Genomic DNA, 21,649 nt, shown 5'->3' on the forward strand with positions numbered 1-21,649 from the left:
TGCCGGTAGAGCTGGATCAGGTAGACCACCGTGCGAACCACCGGGGCGCCGAGCGCCGAGACCTTCACCGTTCGGTACCCGCGAGTTCGAAAGCCCGCCGCAGGCCACTGCGCAGCTGTCGTTCCAACCACGCCGAGGAGACGTGGCGGCTACTGGGCAGTGCGCGGATCACCACCTGATCGAGCGGATGCAGACTGTCCAGCATCGGCCGCGCCACATGACGCAGCCGGCGGGCCACCCGGTGACGTTCGACCGCCGTGCCTACCCGCTTGGCGATGATCAATCCCACCCGGGGGCCGCGACTTTCCTGCCTTGCGCCCTCGGACTCAGTGCCCCGGCGTACATGGACGACGACATCCGGCTGCACCGTGCGCATGCCGTACTTCACTGTCGCGTCAAACTCCGTCGACCGCCTCATGCGGTTGCGTGGAGAAAGCACCGCTGGAAAGCCCGATCTTGCGATCAGGCAGTCAAAGAGCGGCGACCCTTGCTGCGCCGGTTGGAAACGATGGCGCGTCCGGCACGGGTGCGCATCCGCAGCCGGAAACCATGAACCCGGGCTCGCCGCCGGTAGTTCGGCTGGAAGGTCCGCTTGCCCTTGGCCACGGCGTTCTCCTCGCTGTGTTCGGCATAACCATCCGCCCGCTGAGGCCTAACAGCTCGTCGGTCGGAGAGTGTCTCGCTTGCTGGCCGGCGCGGTCCCCGGGTTCTGGCCCCGGGTCGCAGCCGTATCGCCGACTTTCGGGCGACTGTTTGAGGGTACTGATGCGACTTCGCCTGGTCAAACCTGCCCACACCGCCTCGGTCCTGGACCCGACCCGCCAGAACATCAAGGAGCCCACCGGAATACAAAAAAGAACTGTTGGCAGCCGCAACGAAAACTGTTAGCTTCGCGGGGTGTAGTTTCCAAGCCGGGGCGGACTTGGAGCTCTGTCGACAATGAAGCGAGGATGGCGGATCGACTAGCTGAGTGGACAGCTTTCATGGTTGTCTTCAGCACGGAGATCGCGAACCGCGGCGCAAATGCTGCGGCACGTTATCGACCGTTCCTTCCACACCTGTGGATAACCATGTGGACAGCTGCTCGTCGCCGGGACCCCGCTGTACCTCGACCGTCGGACCAGGAGATGCGTCGTTGACCGATGACCCCGGTTCCGGATTCGCCACGGTGTGGAACGCGGTTGTCGCCGAACTCAACGGTGACTCCGGCAACGGATCCCCCCTCACCACTCCCCTGACTCCCCAGCAGCGCGCGTGGCTCAACCTCGTGCAACCGCTGACCATCGTCGAAGGCTTTGCGTTGCTGTCGGTCCCGAGTGTGTTCGTGCAGAACGAGATCGAACGTCACCTGCGTAACCCGATCACCGATGCACTCAGCCGCCGGCTCGGACAGCAGATCCAACTCGGCGTGCGCATCGCCCCACCCCCGGACGACGACGGCGCGTTGCCACCGAATGAGACGGCACCACCACCCGCCGGCGAGGCCGACGAAGCCGAGGACGACGGCGACGCCCAGAGCTGGCCGACTTATTTCAGCGCGCGCCCGCACACCAGCGACACCGCGGCGGCCGGCGGCACCAGCCTCAACCGGCGCTACACGTTCGACACGTTTGTGATCGGCTCCTCCAACCGGTTCGCGCACGCCGCGACACTGGCGATCGCCGAGGCACCCGCGCGGGCGTACAACCCGCTGTTCATCTGGGGCGAGTCCGGCCTGGGCAAGACGCACCTGTTGCACGCCGCCGGTAACTACGCGCAGCGCCTGTTCCCCGGCATGCGGGTCAAGTACGTCTCCACCGAGGAATTCACCAACGACTTCATCAACTCGCTGCGTGACGACCGCAAGGTGTCCTTCAAGCGCAGCTACCGCGATGTGGACGTGTTGCTCGTCGATGACATCCAGTTCATCGAAGGCAAGGACGGGATCCAGGAAGAGTTCTTCCACACCTTCAACACGCTGCACAACGCCAACAAGCAGATCGTCATCTCCTCGGACCGTCCTCCCAAACAGCTGGCCACCCTCGAAGACCGGCTGCGGACGCGGTTCGAGTGGGGACTGATCACCGACGTGCAGCCGCCGGACCTCGAGACCCGCATCGCCATCCTGCGCAAGAAAGCACAAGTGGAACGGCTGGCGGTGCCCGACGACGTCCTGGAACTGATCGCCAGCAGCATCGAACGCAATATCCGCGAGCTCGAGGGTGCGCTGATCCGGGTCACCGCGTTCGCGTCGCTGAACAAGACCCCGATCGACAAGGCGCTGGCCGAGATCGTGCTGCGCGACCTGATCGCCGACGCGAGCGGCATGCAGATCAGCGCGGCCACCATCATGGCGGCCACCGCGGAGTATTTCGACACCACCGTCGAGGAATTACGCGGCCCCGGCAAGGCCCGCCCGCTGGCCCAATCCCGTCAGATCGCGATGTACCTGTGCCGGGAGCTGACCGACCTGTCCTTGCCCAAGATCGGGCAGGCGTTCGGCCGCGATCACACCACGGTGATGTACGCGGAGAAGAAGATCCGCGGGGAAATGGCGCAGCGGCGCGAGATCTTCGACAACGTCAAAGAGCTCACCACCCGCATCCGGCAGCGCTCCAAGCGCTGACACCGATCCGGTCCGGCGCCCTCCGGGCACTTTTCTGCAAAAAACTTTGCCCCCTCGAGTCACAACCGTCCCACCGTCGCGGTGTGTGTAGTTCTGTGCACAAACCGGGAAAACTGCCGTGCACCACCGGCCGTCCGGTGCACATCGGTGATTCATCCCCAGTTGTCCACCACGGATCTCACAACCGCAGGCCCCGTCATGCACAGTGCCGCCCGCGCCCTAGCAGCGCGAAGACCCAGCTGTCCCCAGATTGCACACCCCTTAATACTGATATTGAGATCTCTTCGTCGTTTCTGGTTTGAAGTACACGGTTGGGGACAGCTCGTCTTCGGTGCCCGCAGACCGGTCCCGGCGTCGGTTTGTCGGCGTCGGCGATTAGCTTTCAAGTTGGCTCGAGAAGCTCTACGGTTGTTCTTCGACTGCCGTTGCGCAGTCCCCGACGCCGGCGGGGGAGCTGGCCCATGGATTTGAAGTTCACTGTTAGGTGAAGGGACGCAATGGACGCGGCTACGACACGTGCTGTCACCGACTTGAGGTTTCGTCTGGTCCGGGAGTCGTTCGCCGATGCGGTGTCGTGGGTCGCCAAGAACCTGCCGTCACGGCCGACGGTGCCGGTGCTGTCCGGGGTGTTGCTGAACGGCACCGAGGACGGTCTGACCATCTCCGGATTCGACTACGAAGTCTCCGCCGAGGTCCAAGTTCCCGCCGAAATCGCTTCCCCGGGAAGCGTTTTGGTGTCTGGGCGGTTGTTGTCCGACATCACCAGGGCGTTGCCGAACAAACCGGTGGATTTCTACGTCGACGGCAACCGGGTCGCTCTGACCTGCGGGAGCGCCAGGTTCTCGCTGCCGACGATGGCCGTCGAGGATTACCCGACGCTGCCGACCCTGCCCGAGGAGACCGGGACGTTGCCGGCCGAGTTGTTCGCCGAAGCCATCGGCCAGGTCGCCATCGCCGCCGGCCGGGATGACACGCTGCCGATGCTGACCGGCATCCGTGTCGAGATCTCCGGTGAGACGGTGGTTTTGGCGGCCACCGACCGGTTCCGGCTGGCCGTGCGCGAACTGACCTGGTCGGCGTTGTCCCCAGATATCGAGGCCTCGGTGTTGGTGCCGGCCAAGACGCTGGCGGAAGCGGCCAAAGCCGGCGCCGACGGCTCTGAAGTCCGGTTGTCGCTGGGTGCCGGGTCCGCGGTCGGAAAAGACGGCCTGCTGGGGATCAGCGGCAACGGCAAGCGCAGCACCACCCGCTTGCTGGATGCCGAGTTCCCGAAGTTCCGTCAGCTGCTGCCGGCCGAACACACCGCGGTGGCCACGATCAACGTGGCCGAGTTGACCGAGGCGATCAAGCTGGTCGCGCTGGTGGCCGAGCGTGGCGCGCAGATTCGCATGGAGTTCGCCGAGGGCATGCTGCGGCTGTCGGCCGGCGCCGACGATGTCGGACGGGCCGAAGAAGATCTCGCGGTCGACTACGCCGGAGAACCGTTGACCATCGCGTTCAACCCCACTTACCTGACCGACGGACTGGGTTCGCTGCATTCCGAGCGGGTGTCGTTCGGTTTCACCACCCCGGGCAAGCCCGCCCTGCTGCGGCCGGCTTCGGCCGACGATGAGGTGCCGACTGGCAGCGGGCCGTTCGCTGCGGTGCCGACGGACTACGTGTACTTGTTGATGCCGGTGCGGCTGCCGGGCTGAATCGCTGGGACGCACACGTGTACGTCCGGCATCTGGGCTTGCGTGATTTCCGGTCCTGGGAGCGGGTGGACCTCGAATTGGCGCCCGGCCGCACGGTTTTCGTCGGCCGCAACGGCTTCGGCAAGACCAATCTTGTCGAAGCGCTGTGGTATTCCTCGACCCTGGGGTCCCATCGGGTCGGTACCGACGCACCGCTGATCCGCACGGGTGCGGATCGGGCTGTGGTGTCGACCATCGTGGTGAACGAGGGCCGCGAATGTGCCGTCGACCTCGAGATCGCCGCGGGCCGGGCGAACAAGGCGCGGTTGAACAGGTCCCCGGTCCGTAGCACGCGCGAGATCGTCGGCGTACTGCGTGCGGTGTTGTTCGCTCCGGAAGATCTGGCGCTGGTGCGCGGCGACCCGGCGGATCGGCGTCGCTACCTCGACGATTTGGCGACGGTGCGCCGGCCGACCATCGCCGGCGTGCGGGCCGACTATGACAAGGTGCTCCGGCAGCGCACCGCGTTGTTGAAATCGTTGGCCGGGGCGCGGTTTCGGGGCGATCGGGGGGCGCTGGACACGTTGGAGGTGTGGGACAGCCGGCTGGCCGAGCACGGCGCCCAGCTCATGGCCGCCCGTATCGACCTGGTGAACCAACTGGCCCCGGAGGTAGAGCAGGCCTACCGGTTGCTGGCACCCGAATCACGTTCGGCGGCAATCGGTTACCGTTCCAGCACGGACACGTTGGTGGCGGATCGGGAGCTGCTGGAAAGTGCGTTGTTGACGGCGTTGGCCGCGCGCCGTGACGCCGAACTGGAACGGGGGGTGTGTCTGGTGGGTCCGCACCGCGACGACCTCGAATTGCGACTCGGCGATCAGCCCGCGAAAGGCTTTGCCAGCCACGGCGAATCGTGGTCGTTCGCGGTGGCGCTGCGACTGGCGGCCTATGAGTTGCTGCGTACCGACGGCAGCGACCCGGTACTGCTGCTCGACGACGTGTTCGCCGAACTGGATACCAAGCGGCGTCAGGCGTTGGCCGCGGTCGCCGAGTCCGCCGAACAGGTGCTGGTGACCGCGGCGGTCCCGGAAGACATTCCCGACGGCTGGGAGGCCCGACAGGTGCGTATCGAGTTGCGCGACGGCGATTCCGGTCCGGTGTCGGAGGTGCAACCGTGACCGACGAGCCGGCAGATCAGGGGGAGGTGAATCAGCGCGGCCTGGACCTGGTCCGGCGCACGCTGGAAGAAGCCCGCTCCGCCGCACGCGCGCGCGGACAGGACGCCGGCCGGGGCCGGGCCGCACCCGTCGAGCCCCGGGGGCGCCGCGGCGCGGGATCGCGCCGGCGGTGGTCGGGTCCCGGCCCGGATACCCGCGACCCGCAACCCCTGGGCCGGTTGACCCGCGACCTGGCCAAGCAACAGGGCTGGACCACTCAGGTGGCCGAAGGCATGGTCTTCGGTCAGTGGAATGCGGTAGTCGGTCATCAGATCGCCGACCACGCGACCCCAGCGGCGCTCAACGACGGGGTGCTCAGTGTGACGGCCGAGTCGACGGCCTGGGCCACCCAGTTGCGGCTCATGCAGGCCCAGCTGCTGGCGAAGATCGCCGCCGCCGTGGGCAACGGTGTCGTGACCTCCTTGAAGATCACCGGGCCGGCCGCGCCGTCCTGGCGAAAAGGGCCGCTGCGCGCACCCGGCGGTAAAGGACCCCGCGACACCTACGGATAGGGCCACCCGGGGTGTTGTCTGAGAGCCGCCAGAACGCGGCCAGCCACCTCCCGAAGCGGTCAACCCTATCTTGAATCGAGAAATTCCACGCACGGCACGATTAGGTGTGTGGAAACGCCGCCGCAGAGTCAGTCCTGACGGTGGGTGACGGTAGACTGTGAGGGATCCGTGAGCGGTGTTGGGCCGCTTGTCTGCGAACCCCAAGGAGAGCGTCCCGCCAGTGGCTGCCCAGAAGAAGAAGGCACAAGACGAATACGGCGCTTCGGCCATCACCGTTCTGGAGGGTCTGGAGGCCGTCCGTAAACGCCCGGGCATGTATATCGGGTCCACCGGTGAGCGCGGTCTGCACCATCTGGTGTGGGAGGTGGTGGACAACTCTGTCGACGAGGCGATGGCCGGCTACGCCACCCAGGTCGACGTGAAGCTGCTCGATGACGGCAGCGTCGAAGTCGCCGACAACGGCCGCGGCATCCCGGTTGCCATGCACGCCACCGGGGCGCCCACCGTCGATGTGGTCATGACCCAGCTGCACGCCGGCGGCAAGTTCGGCGGGGAGAACAGCGGCTACAACGTCAGTGGTGGTCTGCACGGTGTGGGCGTCTCGGTGGTCAACGCGCTGTCCACCCGACTCGAAGTCGACATCAAGCGCGACGGACACCAATGGTCGCAGTATTACGACCGCGCCGTGCCGGGCACGTTGAAGCAGGGTGAGGCAACCAAGAAGACCGGGACCACCATCCGGTTCTGGGCCGACCCGGACATCTTCGAAACCACCGAATACGACTTCGAGACCGTGGCCCGTCGGCTGCAGGAGATGGCGTTCCTGAACAAGGGGCTGACCATCAACCTCACCGACGAGCGGGTGGAGCAGGACGAAGTCGTCGACGAGGTGGTCAGCGACCACGCCGAAGCCCCCAAGTCCGCGGAAGAGATCGAAGCAGAAGCCAAAGCGCCGCAGAAGGTCAAGAAGCGCACCTTCCACTACCCCGGCGGCCTGGTGGATTTCGTCAAGCACATCAACCGCACCAAGAGCCCGATCCAGCAGAGCGTGATCGACTTCGATGGCAAGGGCACCGGCCATGAGGTCGAGATCGCCATGCAGTGGAACGGCGGCTACTCCGAATCGGTGCACACCTTCGCCAACACCATCAACACCCATGAAGGCGGCACGCACGAAGAGGGTTTCCGCAGCGCGCTGACGTCGGTGGTGAACAAGTACGCCAAAGACAAGAAGTTGTTGAAAGACAAGGACCCCAACCTCACCGGTGACGACATCCGCGAAGGGCTGGCGGCGGTCATCTCTGTCAAGGTCGCCGAACCGCAGTTCGAGGGTCAGACCAAGACGAAGCTGGGCAACACCGAAGTCAAGTCGTTCGTGCAGAAGGTGTGCAACGAGCAGCTGACGCACTGGTTCGAGGCGAACCCGTCCGAGGCGAAAACGGTGGTGAACAAGGCGGTCTCGTCCGCGCAGGCCCGGATCGCGGCGCGCAAAGCGCGAGAGCTGGTGCGCCGCAAGAGCGCCACCGATCTGGGCGGTCTGCCCGGCAAGCTGGCCGACTGCCGCTCGACGGATCCGCGTAAGTCGGAACTGTATGTGGTGGAAGGGGACTCGGCCGGCGGTTCGGCCAAGAGCGGGCGCGACTCGATGTTCCAGGCGATCCTGCCGTTGCGCGGCAAGATCATCAACGTCGAAAAGGCCCGGATCGACCGGGTGCTGAAGAACACCGAAGTGCAAGCCATCATCACCGCGCTCGGCACCGGTATCCACGACGAGTTCGACCTGACCAAGCTGCGCTACCACAAGATCGTGCTGATGGCCGACGCAGACGTTGACGGACAACACATTTCGACGCTGCTGCTGACCTTGCTGTTCCGCTTCATGCGTCCGCTGATCGAGAACGGGCACGTGTTCCTCGCGCAGCCGCCGCTGTACAAGTTGAAGTGGCAGCGCACCGAACCCGAATTCGCCTACTCCGACCGCGAGCGCGACGGCCTGCTCGAGGCGGGCCTGAAGGCCGGCAAGAAGATCAACAAGGAAGACGGCATCCAGCGCTACAAGGGTCTGGGTGAGATGGACGCCAAGGAGCTGTGGGAAACCACGATGGACCCGTCGGTGCGGGTGCTGCGGCAGGTCACCCTCGACGACGCCGCCGCGGCCGACGAGCTGTTCTCCATCCTGATGGGTGAGGACGTCGAAGCCCGCCGCAGCTTCATCACCCGCAACGCCAAAGACGTTCGCTTCCTAGACGTTTAGTCCCATCCACGTTTTGACCAGACAAACGAGGAATTCATGACAGACACGACGCTGCCGCCTGGTGACGACTCGGTCGACCGGATCGAGCCGGTCGACATCCAGCACGAGATGCAGCGCAGTTACATCGATTACGCGATGAGCGTCATCGTCGGGCGCGCGCTGCCAGAGGTCCGTGACGGGCTCAAGCCGGTGCACCGCCGGGTGTTGTATGCGATGTACGACTCGGGATTCCGCCCGGACCGCAGCCACGCCAAGTCGGCGCGCTCGGTCGCCGAGACGATGGGTAACTACCACCCGCACGGCGACGCCTCGATCTACGACACGTTGGTGCGCATGGCGCAGCCATGGTCGCTGCGGTACCCGCTGGTCGACGGGCAGGGCAACTTCGGCTCGCCGGGCAACGACCCGCCGGCGGCGATGAGGTATTGCTGTTCCGGGGATGCATTGGTGCGCTTGCCTTTCGGGCAATCTGTTCGCATCGCCGACATCGTCGCCGGGGCTCGGCCGAATTCCGACAACGAGGTCGATCTGAAGGTTCTCGACCGGCACGGAAACCCCGTCGCCGCCGACCGCCTGTTCCATTCGGGTGAGCACCAGACCTACACGGTGCGCACCGCCGAAGGCTATGAAGTCACTGGCACCGCGAATCACCCGTTGCTTTGCCTGGTTGATGTGGGCGGCGTGCCGACGCTGTTGTGGAAGTTGATCGAGGAGATACGCCCCGACGACTATGTCGTGCTACAACGCACGCCACCAACGGAGTTCGGGCCAGCCGACTGGCACGACACGATGGAAGCACTGCTGCTGGGCGCCTTTATCAGCGAAGGGTTCGTCTCGGAGAAGCGCGCCGGATTCAACAACGTAGACCGAGCCTACTTCAACACGGTCGTCGCCGCGTACGACGCGATTGTGGGTGGGCGGCGCCACGTGTATTCACGCACTATCGCGTCGGGTTCGACCCTCCATGAACTGGATATCCAAAACCTCACCAATTTCAGAGGCACACGACTCTGCGAACTAGTTGGTCAGCGTTCGGCGGACAAGGCAGTACCGGCATGGCTGTGGCACTCCCCCGCCGTCGTCAAGCGCGCCTTCCTGCAAGCACTGTTCGAAGGCGACGGATCGTGTTCAGCACTCCCGCGCAACACGATCCAGATCTCTTACTCGACGCGCAGCAAGCAGCTAGCCATTGACGTGCAGCAGCTGCTGCTCGAATTCGGCGTCATATCCCGCCGCTACCTGCACGCCGTCGGCGAGTACAAGGTCGTCATCACCAACCGGGCTCAAGCCGAATTATTCGCAGCCCAAGTCGGATTCGGTGGCGCCAAGCAAAAGAAGCTGACCAATATCCTCTCAGCCATGCCGCCGTGCGCGGGCATGGACAGCGATCACGTTCCGGGCCTGGCGCAGTTCATTCGTAAGCACTGCGCGAGCCGTTGGGTCGACAAGGAATGGCTGCGAAAGCACAACATCGATCGACTCGGCCGCTGGCGGCGCGATGGCGACGAAATCCTCTCGCGCATTGCTGATCCCGATGTACGCGCCATCGCGACCGACCTCACCGACGGCCGCTTCTACTACGCCAAAGTTGCCTCGGTGACCGACGCCGGTGTGCAACCGGTCTACAGCCTCCGCGTCGACACCGACGACCATGCGTTCCTGACTAACGGTTTTGTCAGTCACAACACCGAAGCCCGCCTGACGCCGCTGGCCATGGAGATGCTACGCGAAATCGACGAGGAGACAGTCGATTTCATCCCGAACTACGACGGCCGGGTGCAGGAACCCACGGTACTGCCGAGCCGGTTCCCCAACCTGCTGGCCAACGGCTCGGGCGGGATCGCGGTCGGTATGGCCACCAACATCCCGCCGCACAACCTGCGCGAGCTCGCCGAGGCGGTGTTCTGGTGCCTGGACAACCACGACGCCGACGAAGAGGCGACGCTGGCCGCCGTCATGGAGCGCGTCAAGGGCCCCGACTTCCCCACGCACGGACTCATCGTCGGATCGCAAGGCATCTCCGATGCCTACACCACCGGTCGCGGCTCCATCCGGATGCGCGGAGTCGTTGAGGTGGAAGAGGATTCGCGCGGACGCACGTCGCTGGTGATCACCGAGTTGCCCTATCAGGTCAACCACGACAACTTCATCACCTCGATCGCCGAGCAGGTGCGGGACGGCAGGCTGACCGGCATCGCCAACATCGAGGACCAGTCCAGCGACCGGGTCGGGCTGCGCATCGTGATCGAACTCAAACGCGACGCCGTGGCCAAGGTGGTGCTGAACAACCTCTACAAGCACACCCAGCTGCAAACCAGCTTCGGCGCCAACATGCTCTCCATCGTCGACGGGGTGCCGCGCACCCTGCGCCTGGACCAGATGATCCGTTACTACGTCGAGCACCAACTCGACGTGATCGTCCGTCGCACCACCTACCGGCTGCGAAAAGCCAACGAGCGGGCCCACATTCTGCGTGGTCTGGTCAAGGCACTGGACGCGCTGGACGAAGTCATCGCACTCATCCGGGCATCGGAGACCGTCGACGTCGCCCGCCAGGGCCTGATCGAACTGCTCGACATCGACGAGATCCAGGCCCAGGCCATCCTGGACATGCAGCTGCGCCGGCTGGCCGCCCTGGAACGGCAGCGCATCGTCGACGACCTGGCCAAGATCGAAGCCGAAATCGCCGACCTGGAAGACATTCTCGCCAAACCCGAACGGCAGCGCGGCATCGTAAGGGGAGAGCTCGACGAGATTGTGCAAAAACACGGCGACGACCGTCGCACCCGGATCGTCGCCGCCGACGGCGACGTCAGCGACGAGGACCTGATCGCGCGTGAGGACGTCGTCGTCACCATCACCGAAACCGGCTACGCCAAGCGCACCAAGACCGACCTGTACCGCAGCCAAAAGCGCGGCGGCAAGGGCGTGCAAGGTGCCGGCCTCAAGCAAGACGACATCGTGCGGCACTTCTTCGTCTGCTCGACCCATGACTGGATCCTGTTCTTCACCACGCAGGGCCGGGTATACCGGGCGAAGGCCTACGAATTGCCCGAAGCGCTGCGCACGGCGCGCGGCCAGCACGTCGCCAACCTGCTGGCGTTCCAGCCGGAGGAGCGCATCGCCCAGGTCATCCAGATCAAGAGTTACGAAGACGCGCCGTACCTGGTACTGGCCACCCGCAACGGCCTGGTGAAGAAGTCCCGACTCACCGACTTCGACTCCAACCGCTCAGGCGGCATCGTCGCGGTCAACCTGCGCGGCGAAGACGAACTCGTCGGGGCCGTGCTGTGCTCGGCCGACGACGACCTGCTGCTGGTGTCGGCCAACGGGCAATCCATCCGGTTCTCGGCGACCGACGAGGCGCTGCGACCGATGGGCCGCGCCACCTCCGGCGTACAGGGCATGCGGTTCAACGCCGACGACCGGCTGCTGTCGCTGAACGTGGTCCGCGAAGGCACCTACCTACTCGTCGCCACCGCCGGCGGCTACGCCAAACGCACGGGCATCGAGGAGTACCCGGTGCAAGGCCGCGGCGGCAAGGGCGTGCTGACCATCATGTACGACCGGCGGCGCGGCCGACTGGTCGGCGCTTTGATCGTCGACGACGAGAGCGAGCTCTACGCGATCACCTCCGGTGGCGGCGTCATCCGGACCACGGCCCGCCAGGTGCGCAAGGCGGGACGCCAGACCAAGGGCGTCCGCCTGATGAACCTGGGTGAAGGCGACACGCTGCTGGCCATCGCGCGCAACGCCGAGGAAGGCGCGGAGGAGAACGGCGAAAGCGACGAGGGTTCGGCCACCTAGCGGGCGGTGGATCGGCGCCCTGCCGACCCGGCATAGACTCGGCTACTCGAGAACACACGTTAGGAGTCGGGGTGAGTTCACCGAACGAGCCGGGTGCACCCAGCCCGGGCGACAACCCGAACGGGGACGGGTCCGGTGAACGTGCCGGCGCACACCGAGCCACGACCGGACCGGGCCGCGTGCCGGATGCCGGCGATCCGCCGCCCTGGCAGCGCGGAGCCGCTCGAGCCTCGTCCCAATCCGGATCCCAATCGGGGCCACGGCCCGCGGCCGACCGGCCCACCGATGTCCGCCCGCCCACCAGTCCCGAGGCGCGGCTGAATCGCTTCATCTCCGGAGGGTCGGCCCCGACCACCGGCTCACAGGCGGAGGCCCAAGCAGTGCGTAGCGAGAATTCACCCAACGAGGCGTACGCCAGCGAACTGCCCGACCTGTCCGGGCCGATCCCGCGGGCGACGTCGAACAAATCCACGTCCGAGCGCAGCTCGGACACCGCCACCTCGTCGGGCACCCGCCGGTCCAGCGGTGAGGCGCGGGAGTCTCGGGTCGCCGTCGGGTCCCGCCGGGCGCGGGGGCCGGTACGGGCCAGCATGCAGATCCGCCGGATCGACCCGTGGAGCACCTTGAAGGTGTCGCTGCTGCTGTCGGTGGCGTTGTTCTTCGTGTGGATGATCGCGGTCGCGTTCCTCTATCTGGTGCTCGGCGGTATGGGTGTGTGGGCCAAGCTCAACAGCAACGTCGGCGACCTGCTGAACAACACCAGCGGCAGCAGCGGCGAACTCGTCTCCAGCGGCACCATCTTCGGCGGGGCCGTGCTGATCGGGTTGGTCAACATCGTGCTGATGACAGCGATGGCCACGATCGCCGCGTTCGTCTACAACCTGACGACCGATCTGATCGGCGGTATCGAAGTCACACTGGCCGATCGGGATTAGCGTTTTGGGAGTCGGGCGGCCGGTGCGGTAATCTCGCTGCTCGGCCGTACGCGCAGTACGGGCCTATAGCTCAGGCGGTTAGAGCGCTTCGCTGATAACGAAGAGGTCGGAGGTTCGAGTCCTCCTAGGCCCACGACATGAGCCCGTCAAGACGTCGTGTGAAGTTGGCATTGCCGCTGGCAGTAACCGCCGCCCTCGGCGCGGCGACTGCGGCGGTAGTCCGCTCGCGGCGCGACGTCGAAGTCTGGCACGTGGCGCCCGACCCAACCTCTGATCACCCACCCGGTCACCCAGAGGGGCCTTAGCTCAGTTGGTAGAGCACCGCCTTTGCAAGGCGGGTGTCAGGGGTTCGATTCCCCTAGGCTCCACAAATTTTCGAAGCAGCTGTTCAGCGCCTCAGCGGACTGTAGAACACCAACCCGTTGCCCTTGTTGTCATAGACCACGGCCCGCCGCTCGTGCGCGTCGTCGTACGGACCGTTCACGATGCCGCCGCCACTGGCCTCGACGGCCTTCGCCGCGGCGTCGACGTCATCGGTCTTGATCCCGACGACGACCTGGCCGGGGATCGGATGGTCCACCGCGGTCGCCAGCGCCAGCGTCACCGATCCGCCGTCCAACGCCGCGAAGTGGGTTCCGTCGCGAAACTTGACCGCCATCCCAAGCGTCTCGCTGTAGAACCGGATCGATTCGTCCAGATCGTCGGTCGACAGCATGATCATGCGTACATCGTGTTCGCTCATTGGGCCTCCTCATGGCCATCCTGTACGGGTAGACAATGCACCGGCCAGGGCCGAGAGTCACTCGGTCCGGGAAAGGACGTCGCGGCTGTGAAATTGCTGTTCCCGCTCCCCCACACCATGCGGCTCAAAGCCATGATGCAACCGTGGGAAGCCGACGTGACCGGCGCCGAGCAGACCCGGATGGCCAAATACGCGGACCAGTGGGGATACGACATGATCGCGGTGCCGGAGCACTACGTCATACCCACCGAGCACGTCGAACTGTCCGGTCCGCATTTCCTGCAGTCCACAGTGGCGCAGGCCTACCTCGCCGGCGCCACCGACCGCATCCGGCTCAGCTCAGCGGTCACCCTGCTGCCGTTGCAGCATCCCATCGTGCTCGCCAAGGCCCTGGCCACCGCCGACTGGATGAGCGGCGGGCGCATCACGGTCACCTTCGGCATCGGTTGGCTGAAGCCCGAATTCGAATTGCTCGGAGTCCCGTTTCACGAGCGGGGCCGGATGGCCGACGAATATCTGGCCGCCATCCTCGAGTTATGGACCAGCGACAGCCCCAGCTTCGACGGCCGGTACGTGTCCTTCCGCGACGTGGCCTTCGAACCCAAACCCGTTCAGCGGCCGCATCTTCCGGTGTGGATCGGCGGCGACTCCGACGCCGCGTTGCGTCGCGCGGCCCGCTTCGCCACCGGGTGGTGGTGCTTTCTGACGCCGCCGCACCACATCGCCGAACGGATCGAGTTCATCAAGTCCCAGCCCGGCTACGACGGCCGCGCCTTCGACGTCGTGCACGGCTTGGGGACCAACCGTGTCGGCGAAGGACATGTGGTGCGCGACGACCCCGATGCGCGCGCCGGAAAGAGCGCCGCCGAACTCATCGACCGGCTGAGTTGGCTTGCCGCGCAGGGCGTCACGTACAGCTCGGTGCCGGTCCCGCGGGTGCGGGGAGTCCAGGAGTATCTGGACTACGCGCAGTGGGTGGCCGAGGACGTCAAACCGCACCTGTGACGGGCATCGTCGGCGAGGCTGAGTGCGCGAGGGTCCCCAAAATGTCAGAAAACCGGTGCTTCGCCGTACATTTTGCGGCCCCTCGCCGGGGCCGCGGCAGCGACTACGGACGGGGTTGGACGTCGACGCTGGGCGGAAGGGGCGACGGGTCCGGACGCGACGAGCGGCGCACGATGCTGAACGCGATACCACCGGCGGCCAGGACCGCGACACCAGCGGCACCCGCGATCACCCAGGGCTTCTTGCTGCGGCGCTGATTACGGCGGGCCTCCTGCAGCAGCTGCGGCAAGTTGGCGACGACTTCCTGGGCGGCTGCCAGCTCCTGGCCGATCGTCTCCTGGGCCGCGGCGAGTTCGCGGGCCAGCCGGCCCTCCCGGTAGCGGCGACGAATCTCCGTCGCGGTCGACCGGGTGCCCTGCGCCCCGAGCCCGACGAGGCCGCGGGTGACATCCACCGGTCCTACCGTCGAGTAGGTCAGGCCTCTGGTCAGCCGCTCCCGGGGGGTCAGCCCGGATGCGACCGTGCCGTCGGACTTCACGCTCATCGCGCCGCCTCTCTGTCTACCGCTCGAGTCCTACGCAGTCCTATCAGGTACCGCGTCGTCGAGCCAGTACCGACATCAAACAGATGCCAGTGGCACCGGCTGACGCGCGATCCGCGGGTGATGGCAGACTGTGATCCCGTGACCAACAGCCCTAATCAGACCGCCAGCGCCACGCTGCACACCAACAAGGGAGACATCAAGGTCGCCCTGTTCGGCAACCACGCGCCCAAGACCGTCGCCAACTTCGTCGGCCTGGCGCAAGGCACCAAGGAGTACTCGACCCAGAACGCGTCGGGCGGGCCGTCGGGACCGTTCTACGACGGCGCGGTGTTCCACCGGGTGATCCGGGGCTTCATGATCCAGGGCGGCGACCCCACCGGCACCGGGCGCGGCGGCCCAGGCTACAAGTTCGCCGACGAGTTCCACCCCGAGTTGCAGTTCGACCGGCCCTACCTGCTTGCGATGGCCAACGCCGGCCCGGGCACCAACGGCTCGCAGTTCTTCATCACCGTCGGCCCGACCCCGCACCTGAACAGGCGTCACACCATCTTCGGCGAGGTCGTCGACCCGGAGTCGCAGCGCGTCGTGGACACGATCGCGTCGACGGCCACCGACGGCAGCGACCGCCCGCTCGAAGCGGTCGCGATCGAGTCCATCACCATCTCCTGAACCCCTGCCGAGCAGACGCAAAAGCCCCCTCAGACCGGCCAAATCGGGTGCTTTTGCGTCTGCTCGGCCGAAACGTGGCCCCGACCGGCTTAACCGGCGTAGCCGGCGTCGGTGAGCGCGTCGAGTACCTCCAGCGGGTCGGTGCCCAGGTCCCACCGGGACAGCACGATCAGTCCCCCGCCGACGGTCTCGATCTCCAGTAGCCGCACCCGGCGCCCGTGCCGGCGGAACTCGCTGATCTTGATGATCTCGATCATCTCGCGGCGCAGTACCTGGGTGCGGAACCAACCGCGCACCAGCAGAGCGTCGGCGGTGATTGCCAGCTTGGGTCGCGCCCGCCACGACGCGCCGGCAAACAGCAGCAGGCCCACCGCGGCAACTCCGGCGATCAAGCGCCCCGGAGGATCTGTGACCAGGGTCACAGCGGCGATAGCTAGCATCGCACCGCCAACGCCGCACGCTGCGATTCCGGCGGTACGCGGCGACCATTCAGTTTGCTGCATGCCCTCTTTGGACCCTTTCACCACCACGGATACGGTTATCCACAGCAGCTATCAACAGTGGGGATGAATCACACGCGTGTGATTGGGTGTCCGGATGGTTGCTGGCGTGCTAACACGACGAACACGACATGAATCCATTACGCCTGCGCTGACGGTCAGTGCCAGCGCATCGTCAGCAACAACCCGGTGATCATGAAGGCGAACGCGATCGCGTAGTTCCACGGACCCAGTTCGGCCATCCAGTGCAGGGCAGCCGGAGCCTGCGGCCCGTACGCCGCCAGCTGGAAAACCATCAGCCACACCAGGCCGATCAGCATCAGACCGATGAACAGGCAAACGAACCACACGCTCGACGGCCCGACCTTGACCTTCACCGGTGTGCGGCTTACCGCACTGACGGTGAAGTCGTTCTTCTTGCGGACCTTGGACTTCGGCATTTGCTACCTCTGATATTGGACGAGCGAGTGGTTATCGAACGAAGCGACTGGTAATCGAACGAACGGGACAAGTGCAACGATTACGGTTGCAGCTGCAGGCGGATCTCGGGTACGAGATTAGCTCACCGGCAGCCACGACCAGGAGACGGAGACAGCCTTGGCCGATCAGCGAGCCGACCAGCGCCGGTCGCCGTGGCGCTTCGGCGTCCCGGTGGTGTGTCTGCTGGCCGGGGTGCTGCTGGCCGCGACGCACGGAGTGTCCGGCGGCAGCGAGATCCGCCGCAGCGACGCGCCACGCCTGGTCGACCTGGTGCGTGAGGCCCGGGCTTCGGTGATCCGGTTGGACGCCGAACGGGAGGAGTTGACCGGCAAGCTCGACACCGCGCACGGCCGCTCCGCGGACACCGCGCTGCGCGCGATGCTGCGGCGGGCCGCCGAGCTGGCCGGCGAAGCCGACATGAATCCGGTGCACGGGCCCGGCCTGGTGGTCGTCCTCAACGACGCGCAGCGCGACGCCAACGGCCGGTTCCCCCGCGACGCGACTCCGGACGACCTGGTCGTGCACCAGCAGGACATCGACGGGGTCCTCAACGCGCTGTGGAGCGCGGGGGCGGAGGCGATCCAGATGCAGGACCAGCGCATCATCGCCACCTCGGTGGTGCGCTGCGTCGGAAACACGCTGCTGCTCAACGGCCGCACCTACAGCCCGCCCTATTCGATCACCGCGATCGGCAACGCCGCCGCCATGCAGAACGCCCTGGCCGCCGCTCCTCTGGTCACGCTGTACAAGCAGTACGTGGTGCGGTTCGGGCTCGGTTATCGCGAGGACGTCAAGCCCGACGTCCAGATCGTCGGCCATGCCGAACCGGTCCGCCTGCACTACGCGAAGCCGATGGGGCCGATCGGCTACTGACAACGGTCATCGGACCCGGGCGGTAACCTGTCACGGTGCGGATTCTGGTCGTCGACAACTACGACAGCTTCGTGTTCAACCTGGTCCAGTACCTGGGTCAGCTGGGCGTCGAGGCCGCCGTGTGGCGCAACGACGACGCACGACTCACCGGCGTCGAAGGCCCCGAGACCGTCGCCACCGACTTCGACGGTGTGCTGCTCAGTCCCGGCCCTGGTACCCCCGAGCGCGCGGGCGCCTCGATCAGCATGGTCCATGCCTGCGCCGCGGCTGGCACGCCGCTGCTCGGGGTATGCCTGGGACACCAGGCGATCGGGGTGGCGTTCGGGGCCACCGTCGACCGCGCACCGGAGTTGCTGCACGGCAAGACCAGCAGCGTTATCCACACCAATGCCGGTGTGCTGCAAGGACTTCCGGACCCCTTCACCGCAACGCGCTACCATTCCCTGACCATCCTGCCGGAGTCGCTGCCAACCGAGCTGGAGGCGATCGCGCACACCCCCAGCGGCGTGATCATGGCCGTGCGGCACACCGCGCTGCCCATCCACGGCGTCCAGTTCCACCCCGAATCGATCCTGACCGAAGGCGGTCACCGGATGCTGGCCAACTGGCTGGCCTACTGCGGCTGGGCGCGCGACGACACGTTGGTGCGCCGGCTGGAAAACGAGGTCCTCACCGCGGTGCGGCCGCATTTCCCGGCCGAGGCGGCCGGACAGGCCGGGGCTACTGACCGAACTTCAGCGTGATCACGCCGTCGCGGTTGACTCCCGTACCGGCCGGCGGGCTCTGGTAGACGACCTTGTTGTGCTGGGCGCCACCGGCGTCCACGTCGGGGCCTTTGTCCAGTAACCCGGTCCAGCCCAGCGCCCGCAGCCGGGGCTCGGCGTCCGTCCAGAACATCCCGGACAGGTCGGGCATCACGAATTGGTTGCCCTTGGACACCTGCAATTCGATGACCGAATCGACCGGAACCGTGGTGCCTGCGGGCGGATTGGTGGAGATCACGTCGCCGGCGGTGCGGGGGCTGTCCACAAACGACTGACTGAACTTCGAGAACCCGTACACGGTGAGGTTGCGCTGCGCCATCTCCACGGTCTGGCCCGCGACGTCGGGAATCTGCTTGGTCTCCGGACCCGAGCCGATGATGATGGTGATCACGTTGGTGATCGCCTGGGTCTGATTGGCCGGCGGGTTGGTGCCGATCACCTTGCCGGCTTGCTCGGCGGTCGACGGCGACTTGGCTTCCTTGAACTTGCTGAAGCCGGCGGCGGTGAGTTTCTTGACCGCTTCGGCATAGGTCAACGACGACACGTCGGGCACTTCGCGCTGCTCGGGACCGGTCGAAACGTTGACGGTGATCTCGTCGCCGGCACCCACCGAGGCGTTGGCGACCGGGTCGGTGCCGATCACATGGTCAGGCAGGATCGTCGAGTCGGGCCTTTGCTGGGTGCGCGTCTTGAAGCCCTTGTTCTGCAGCGCGGCGATCGCGTCGGCGGATGCCTGTCCGCGCACGTCGGGAACCTGGACCTTGCGGGTGTTGCCGCCGAAGGTGTTGATGGCGATGGTGACCGCGATCGTCAGCACCGCCAGCACCGCGACCACGGCGATCCAGCGGCCCACCGAGGCGCCCCCGCCGGTGTCGGACTCATCGAAGTTCTGCCGGGGCAGCGGGTCGGTCCGCGGACCGCCGTGGCCGGGACCCGAGGACGACATGAACGCCTTGCGCTCGGCGCCGGTGAGCACCTTGGGAGCCTCGGGCGCCTCGCCGTTGTGCACGCGGACCAGGTCGGTGCGCATTTCGGCGGCGGTCTGGTACCGGTTCTCGGGGTTCTTGGCCAGCGCCTTGAGCACGACGGCGTCGAGGTCGGCGGAGATCCCCTCGTGTCGTTCCGAGGGCGGGATGGGATCTTCGCGGACGTGCTGGTAAGCCACCGACACCGGCGAATCACCGGTGAAAGGTGGCTCGCCGGTGAGCATCTCGTACAGCACACAGCCCAGCGAATAGACATCCGAGCGGGCGTCGACCGGGTCGCCGCGGGCCTGCTCGGGGGACAGGTACTGAGCGGTGCCGATCACCGCCGCGGTCTGGGTGACGCTGTTGCCGCCGTCGGCGATCGCCCGGGCGATGCCGAAGTCCATCACCTTCACCGCGTTGGTCGAGCTGATCATGATGTTGGCCGGCTTGACGTCGCGGTGGATGATGCCGTTCTGGTGACTGAAGTTCAGCGCCTGGCAGGCGTCTGCGATCACCTCGATGGCGCGTTTGGGCGTCATCGGGCCGTCGGTGTGCACGATGTCGCGCAACGTCACCCCGTCGACGTACTCCATCACGATGTAGGGCAGCGGCCCGGCGGGCGTCTCGGCCTCGCCGGTGTCATACACGGCGACGATCGCCGGGTGGTTCAGCGCGGCGGCATTCTGCGCCTCGCGCCGGAAGCGCAGGTAGAAGCTGGGATCACGGGCCAGGTCGGCGCGCAGCACTTTGACCGCGACGTCGCGGTGCAACCGTCGGTCGCGGGCGAGATGAACCTCGGACATACCTCCGAAGCCGAGGATCTCGCCCAATTCGTAACGGTCGGACAGATGCTGAGGGGTAGTCATCGTGGTGTCTCGAATCGGGGCTGCACCCCAGGAGTACCCGTTTCCTCCCCAGCAGTCCACAGCGCGCTTCCGGTGTTGGTGACGGTCGTCGGCGTCTGTTGCTGCTCGTTGTCGTTCTTGGAGTTGATGACGATCAGCACCGCGATGATGATGGCCAGCGCCCCGAGCACGCCCGCGGCCCACAGCAGCGCCCGCTGTCCGGAGGAGAAGGTGCGCCGCGCCGGCGGTTGGCGACGCCCAGAGCTGGACTGGGAGCGCCGTGGCGCGGCCGTCCGGTTCGTGGTTGTGCTGGGCGCGATCCGCGCCGGTGTGGCCGACGGTATCGCCGCGGGTGCGGCACGACCGGCCGGCGGTGTCGCGCTGGGCCGCGGCGGGCGGCGGCCGGCCCGCACCGCGGCGACCGCATCGGCGAACGGGCCACCGCTGCGGTAACGCTGGCTGGGGTTCTTCACCAGCGTGATCTCGATGAGCTCGCGCACGTTGGGCGGCAGATCGGCCGGCAACGGCGGCGGCGGCTCCTTGATGTGCTTCATCGCCACCGTCAGGGCACCGTCGCCGGTGAACGGACGCTTGCCCGAAACCACTTCGTAGCCAACAACTCCCAACGCGTAGACGTCACTGGCCGGCGTCGCGTCATGGCCGAGGGCCTGCTCGGGGGCGATGTATTGCGCGGTGCCCATCACCATCCCGGTCTGGGTCACCGGCGCCGCGTCGACAGCCTTGGCGATGCCGAAGTCGGTGATCTTCACCTGCCCGGTCGGGGTGATCAAGATGTTGCCGGGCTTGACGTCGCGGTGCACCAAGCCGTTGGTGTGCGCGATCTGCAGCGCCCGGCCGGTCTGCTCCAGCATGTCCAGCGCGTGGCGCAACGACAGCCGGCCGGTGCGTTTGAGCACCGAGTTCAGCGGTTCGCCGTTGACCAGCTCCATCACCAGGTAGGCGGTGCGGCCTTCACCGTCCAACGCGCTTTCGCCGTAGTCGTGGACCTGGGCGATACCGGGGTGGTTGAGCATCGCGGTGGTGCGGGCCTCGGACCGGAACCGCTCGATGAACTCGGGGTCCTGGGAGAACTCCTGTTTCAGGACTTTGACGGCGACGCGCCGGCCCAGCCGGTTGTCCACCGCCTCCCAGACCTGGCCCATGCCGCCGGTGGCGATGAGCCGCTGCAGCCGGTATCGGCCGGACAGGGTCACCCCAACGCGGGGACTCATGCTCTGCCTCCCGCTCGCTCCGGA

Annotated in this window: 18 protein-coding genes, 2 tRNA genes and 1 pseudogene; 13 read left to right on the top strand and 8 right to left on the bottom strand. The window is 66.2% G+C overall.

Going from position 1 to position 21,649, the window contains the following annotated elements; genetic code table 11:
• Positions 1–64 precede the first annotated feature (64 nt).
• Both rnpA and rpmH read right to left on the bottom strand, forming a co-directional pair.
• Positions 65–439: a ribonuclease P protein component gene (gene rnpA / locus AC5Y4D_RS01395; protein ID WP_499943010.1), complete on the bottom strand. Its 375-nt coding sequence runs from the start codon at positions 437–439 to the stop codon at positions 65–67.
• A gap of 23 nt (positions 440–462) precedes the next feature.
• Positions 463–606, bottom strand: coding sequence for a 50S ribosomal protein L34 (gene rpmH, locus AC5Y4D_RS01400; RefSeq protein ID WP_500036155.1), 144 nt, complete (start codon positions 604–606; stop codon positions 463–465).
• Positions 607–1,135: 529 nt separating this feature from the next.
• On the opposite strand from rpmH, the gene dnaA reads away from it, so the two are divergent.
• The 9 genes from dnaA to AC5Y4D_RS01445 all read left to right on the top strand — a co-directional run bounded on the left by dnaA (position 1,136) and on the right by AC5Y4D_RS01445 (position 13,371).
• Positions 1,136–2,605: a chromosomal replication initiator protein DnaA gene (dnaA, locus tag AC5Y4D_RS01405; RefSeq protein WP_500036156.1), complete on the top strand. Its 1,470-nt coding sequence runs from the start codon at positions 1,136–1,138 to the stop codon at positions 2,603–2,605.
• A gap of 497 nt (positions 2,606–3,102) precedes the next feature.
• Positions 3,103–4,299, top strand: coding sequence for a DNA polymerase III subunit beta (gene dnaN / locus AC5Y4D_RS01410; RefSeq protein ID WP_499943008.1), 1,197 nt, complete (start codon positions 3,103–3,105; stop codon positions 4,297–4,299).
• Positions 4,300–4,316: 17 nt separating this feature from the next.
• Positions 4,317–5,456 (top strand): DNA replication/repair protein RecF, encoded by a 1,140-nt coding sequence (recF, locus tag AC5Y4D_RS01415; protein ID WP_499990927.1) that lies wholly within the window; start codon positions 4,317–4,319, stop codon positions 5,454–5,456.
• On the top strand, positions 5,453–6,007 hold the full coding sequence (locus AC5Y4D_RS01420) for a DUF721 family protein (protein WP_500036157.1): 555 nt from the start codon (positions 5,453–5,455) through the stop codon (positions 6,005–6,007). The genes recF and AC5Y4D_RS01420 overlap by 4 nt, the downstream gene beginning before the upstream one ends.
• A gap of 220 nt (positions 6,008–6,227) precedes the next feature.
• Entirely contained in the window at positions 6,228–8,261 is a 2,034-nt protein-coding gene (gene gyrB, locus AC5Y4D_RS01425; protein WP_499943003.1) for a DNA topoisomerase (ATP-hydrolyzing) subunit B, read from the top strand.
• 36 nt (positions 8,262–8,297) lie between these two features.
• Complete coding sequence (gyrA, locus tag AC5Y4D_RS01430; RefSeq protein ID WP_500036158.1) at positions 8,298–12,068, top strand: intein-containing DNA gyrase subunit A; 3,771 nt, start codon at positions 8,298–8,300, stop codon at positions 12,066–12,068.
• Between the two features lie 71 nt (positions 12,069–12,139).
• Entirely contained in the window at positions 12,140–13,003 is an 864-nt protein-coding gene (locus AC5Y4D_RS01435) for a DUF3566 domain-containing protein (protein WP_500036159.1), read from the top strand.
• A gap of 59 nt (positions 13,004–13,062) precedes the next feature.
• Positions 13,063–13,136, top strand: a tRNA-Ile gene (locus AC5Y4D_RS01440).
• Between the two features lie 162 nt (positions 13,137–13,298).
• Positions 13,299–13,371, top strand: a tRNA-Ala gene (locus AC5Y4D_RS01445).
• 20 nt (positions 13,372–13,391) lie between these two features.
• Here the strand turns inward: AC5Y4D_RS01445 and AC5Y4D_RS01450 are convergent.
• Positions 13,392–13,745, bottom strand: a complete 354-nt coding sequence (locus tag AC5Y4D_RS01450) for a VOC family protein (protein ID WP_499990834.1) — start codon at positions 13,743–13,745, stop codon at positions 13,392–13,394.
• An 87-nt stretch (positions 13,746–13,832) separates the two neighbouring features.
• On the opposite strand from AC5Y4D_RS01450, the gene AC5Y4D_RS01455 reads away from it, so the two are divergent.
• Positions 13,833–14,750 carry a TIGR03619 family F420-dependent LLM class oxidoreductase gene (locus tag AC5Y4D_RS01455; protein WP_499990831.1) on the top strand — a complete coding sequence of 306 codons (918 nt, stop codon included), beginning with the start codon at positions 13,833–13,835 and terminating at the stop codon, positions 14,748–14,750.
• A gap of 103 nt (positions 14,751–14,853) precedes the next feature.
• On the opposite strand, the gene cwsA is transcribed toward AC5Y4D_RS01455, so the two are convergent.
• Positions 14,854–15,294 carry a cell wall synthesis protein CwsA gene (gene cwsA, locus AC5Y4D_RS01460; RefSeq protein WP_499942994.1) on the bottom strand — a complete coding sequence of 147 codons (441 nt, stop codon included), beginning with the start codon at positions 15,292–15,294 and terminating at the stop codon, positions 14,854–14,856.
• A 120-nt stretch (positions 15,295–15,414) separates the two neighbouring features.
• On the opposite strand from cwsA, the gene AC5Y4D_RS01465 reads away from it, so the two are divergent.
• A complete protein-coding gene (locus tag AC5Y4D_RS01465) occupies positions 15,415–15,963 on the top strand; it encodes a peptidylprolyl isomerase (RefSeq protein ID WP_500036160.1) in 549 nt (182 codons plus the stop codon).
• 89 nt (positions 15,964–16,052) lie between these two features.
• Here AC5Y4D_RS01465 and AC5Y4D_RS01470 read toward each other — a convergent pair whose 3' ends face one another.
• Together AC5Y4D_RS01470 and crgA are read right to left on the bottom strand one after the other, a co-directional pair.
• Complete coding sequence (locus AC5Y4D_RS01470; protein WP_500036161.1) at positions 16,053–16,466, bottom strand: PH domain-containing protein; 414 nt, start codon at positions 16,464–16,466, stop codon at positions 16,053–16,055.
• A 155-nt stretch (positions 16,467–16,621) separates the two neighbouring features.
• Positions 16,622–16,903 carry a cell division protein CrgA gene (gene crgA / locus AC5Y4D_RS01475; protein ID WP_499942990.1) on the bottom strand — a complete coding sequence of 94 codons (282 nt, stop codon included), beginning with the start codon at positions 16,901–16,903 and terminating at the stop codon, positions 16,622–16,624.
• A gap of 157 nt (positions 16,904–17,060) precedes the next feature.
• Here crgA and AC5Y4D_RS01480 point away from each other — a divergent pair, with 157 nt between their 5' ends.
• A complete protein-coding gene (locus tag AC5Y4D_RS01480; protein ID WP_500036162.1) occupies positions 17,061–17,816 on the top strand; it encodes a DUF881 domain-containing protein in 756 nt (251 codons plus the stop codon).
• A 35-nt stretch (positions 17,817–17,851) separates the two neighbouring features.
• Complete coding sequence (locus tag AC5Y4D_RS01485) at positions 17,852–18,559, top strand: aminodeoxychorismate/anthranilate synthase component II (RefSeq protein ID WP_500036163.1); 708 nt, start codon at positions 17,852–17,854, stop codon at positions 18,557–18,559.
• On the opposite strand, the gene pknB is transcribed toward AC5Y4D_RS01485, so the two are convergent.
• Together pknB and AC5Y4D_RS01495 are read right to left on the bottom strand one after the other, a co-directional pair.
• On the bottom strand, positions 18,537–20,414 hold the full coding sequence (pknB, locus tag AC5Y4D_RS01490) for a Stk1 family PASTA domain-containing Ser/Thr kinase (protein WP_499990825.1): 1,878 nt from the start codon (positions 20,412–20,414) through the stop codon (positions 18,537–18,539). The genes AC5Y4D_RS01485 and pknB overlap by 23 nt on opposite strands.
• Positions 20,415–20,428: 14 nt before the next feature.
• Positions 20,429–21,625 (bottom strand): annotated as a pseudogene (locus AC5Y4D_RS01495) (serine/threonine-protein kinase); the annotation flags it as partial.
• Positions 21,626–21,649 lie beyond the last annotated feature (24 nt).

The organism is Mycobacterium sp. NGS67, assembly GCF_059812185.1.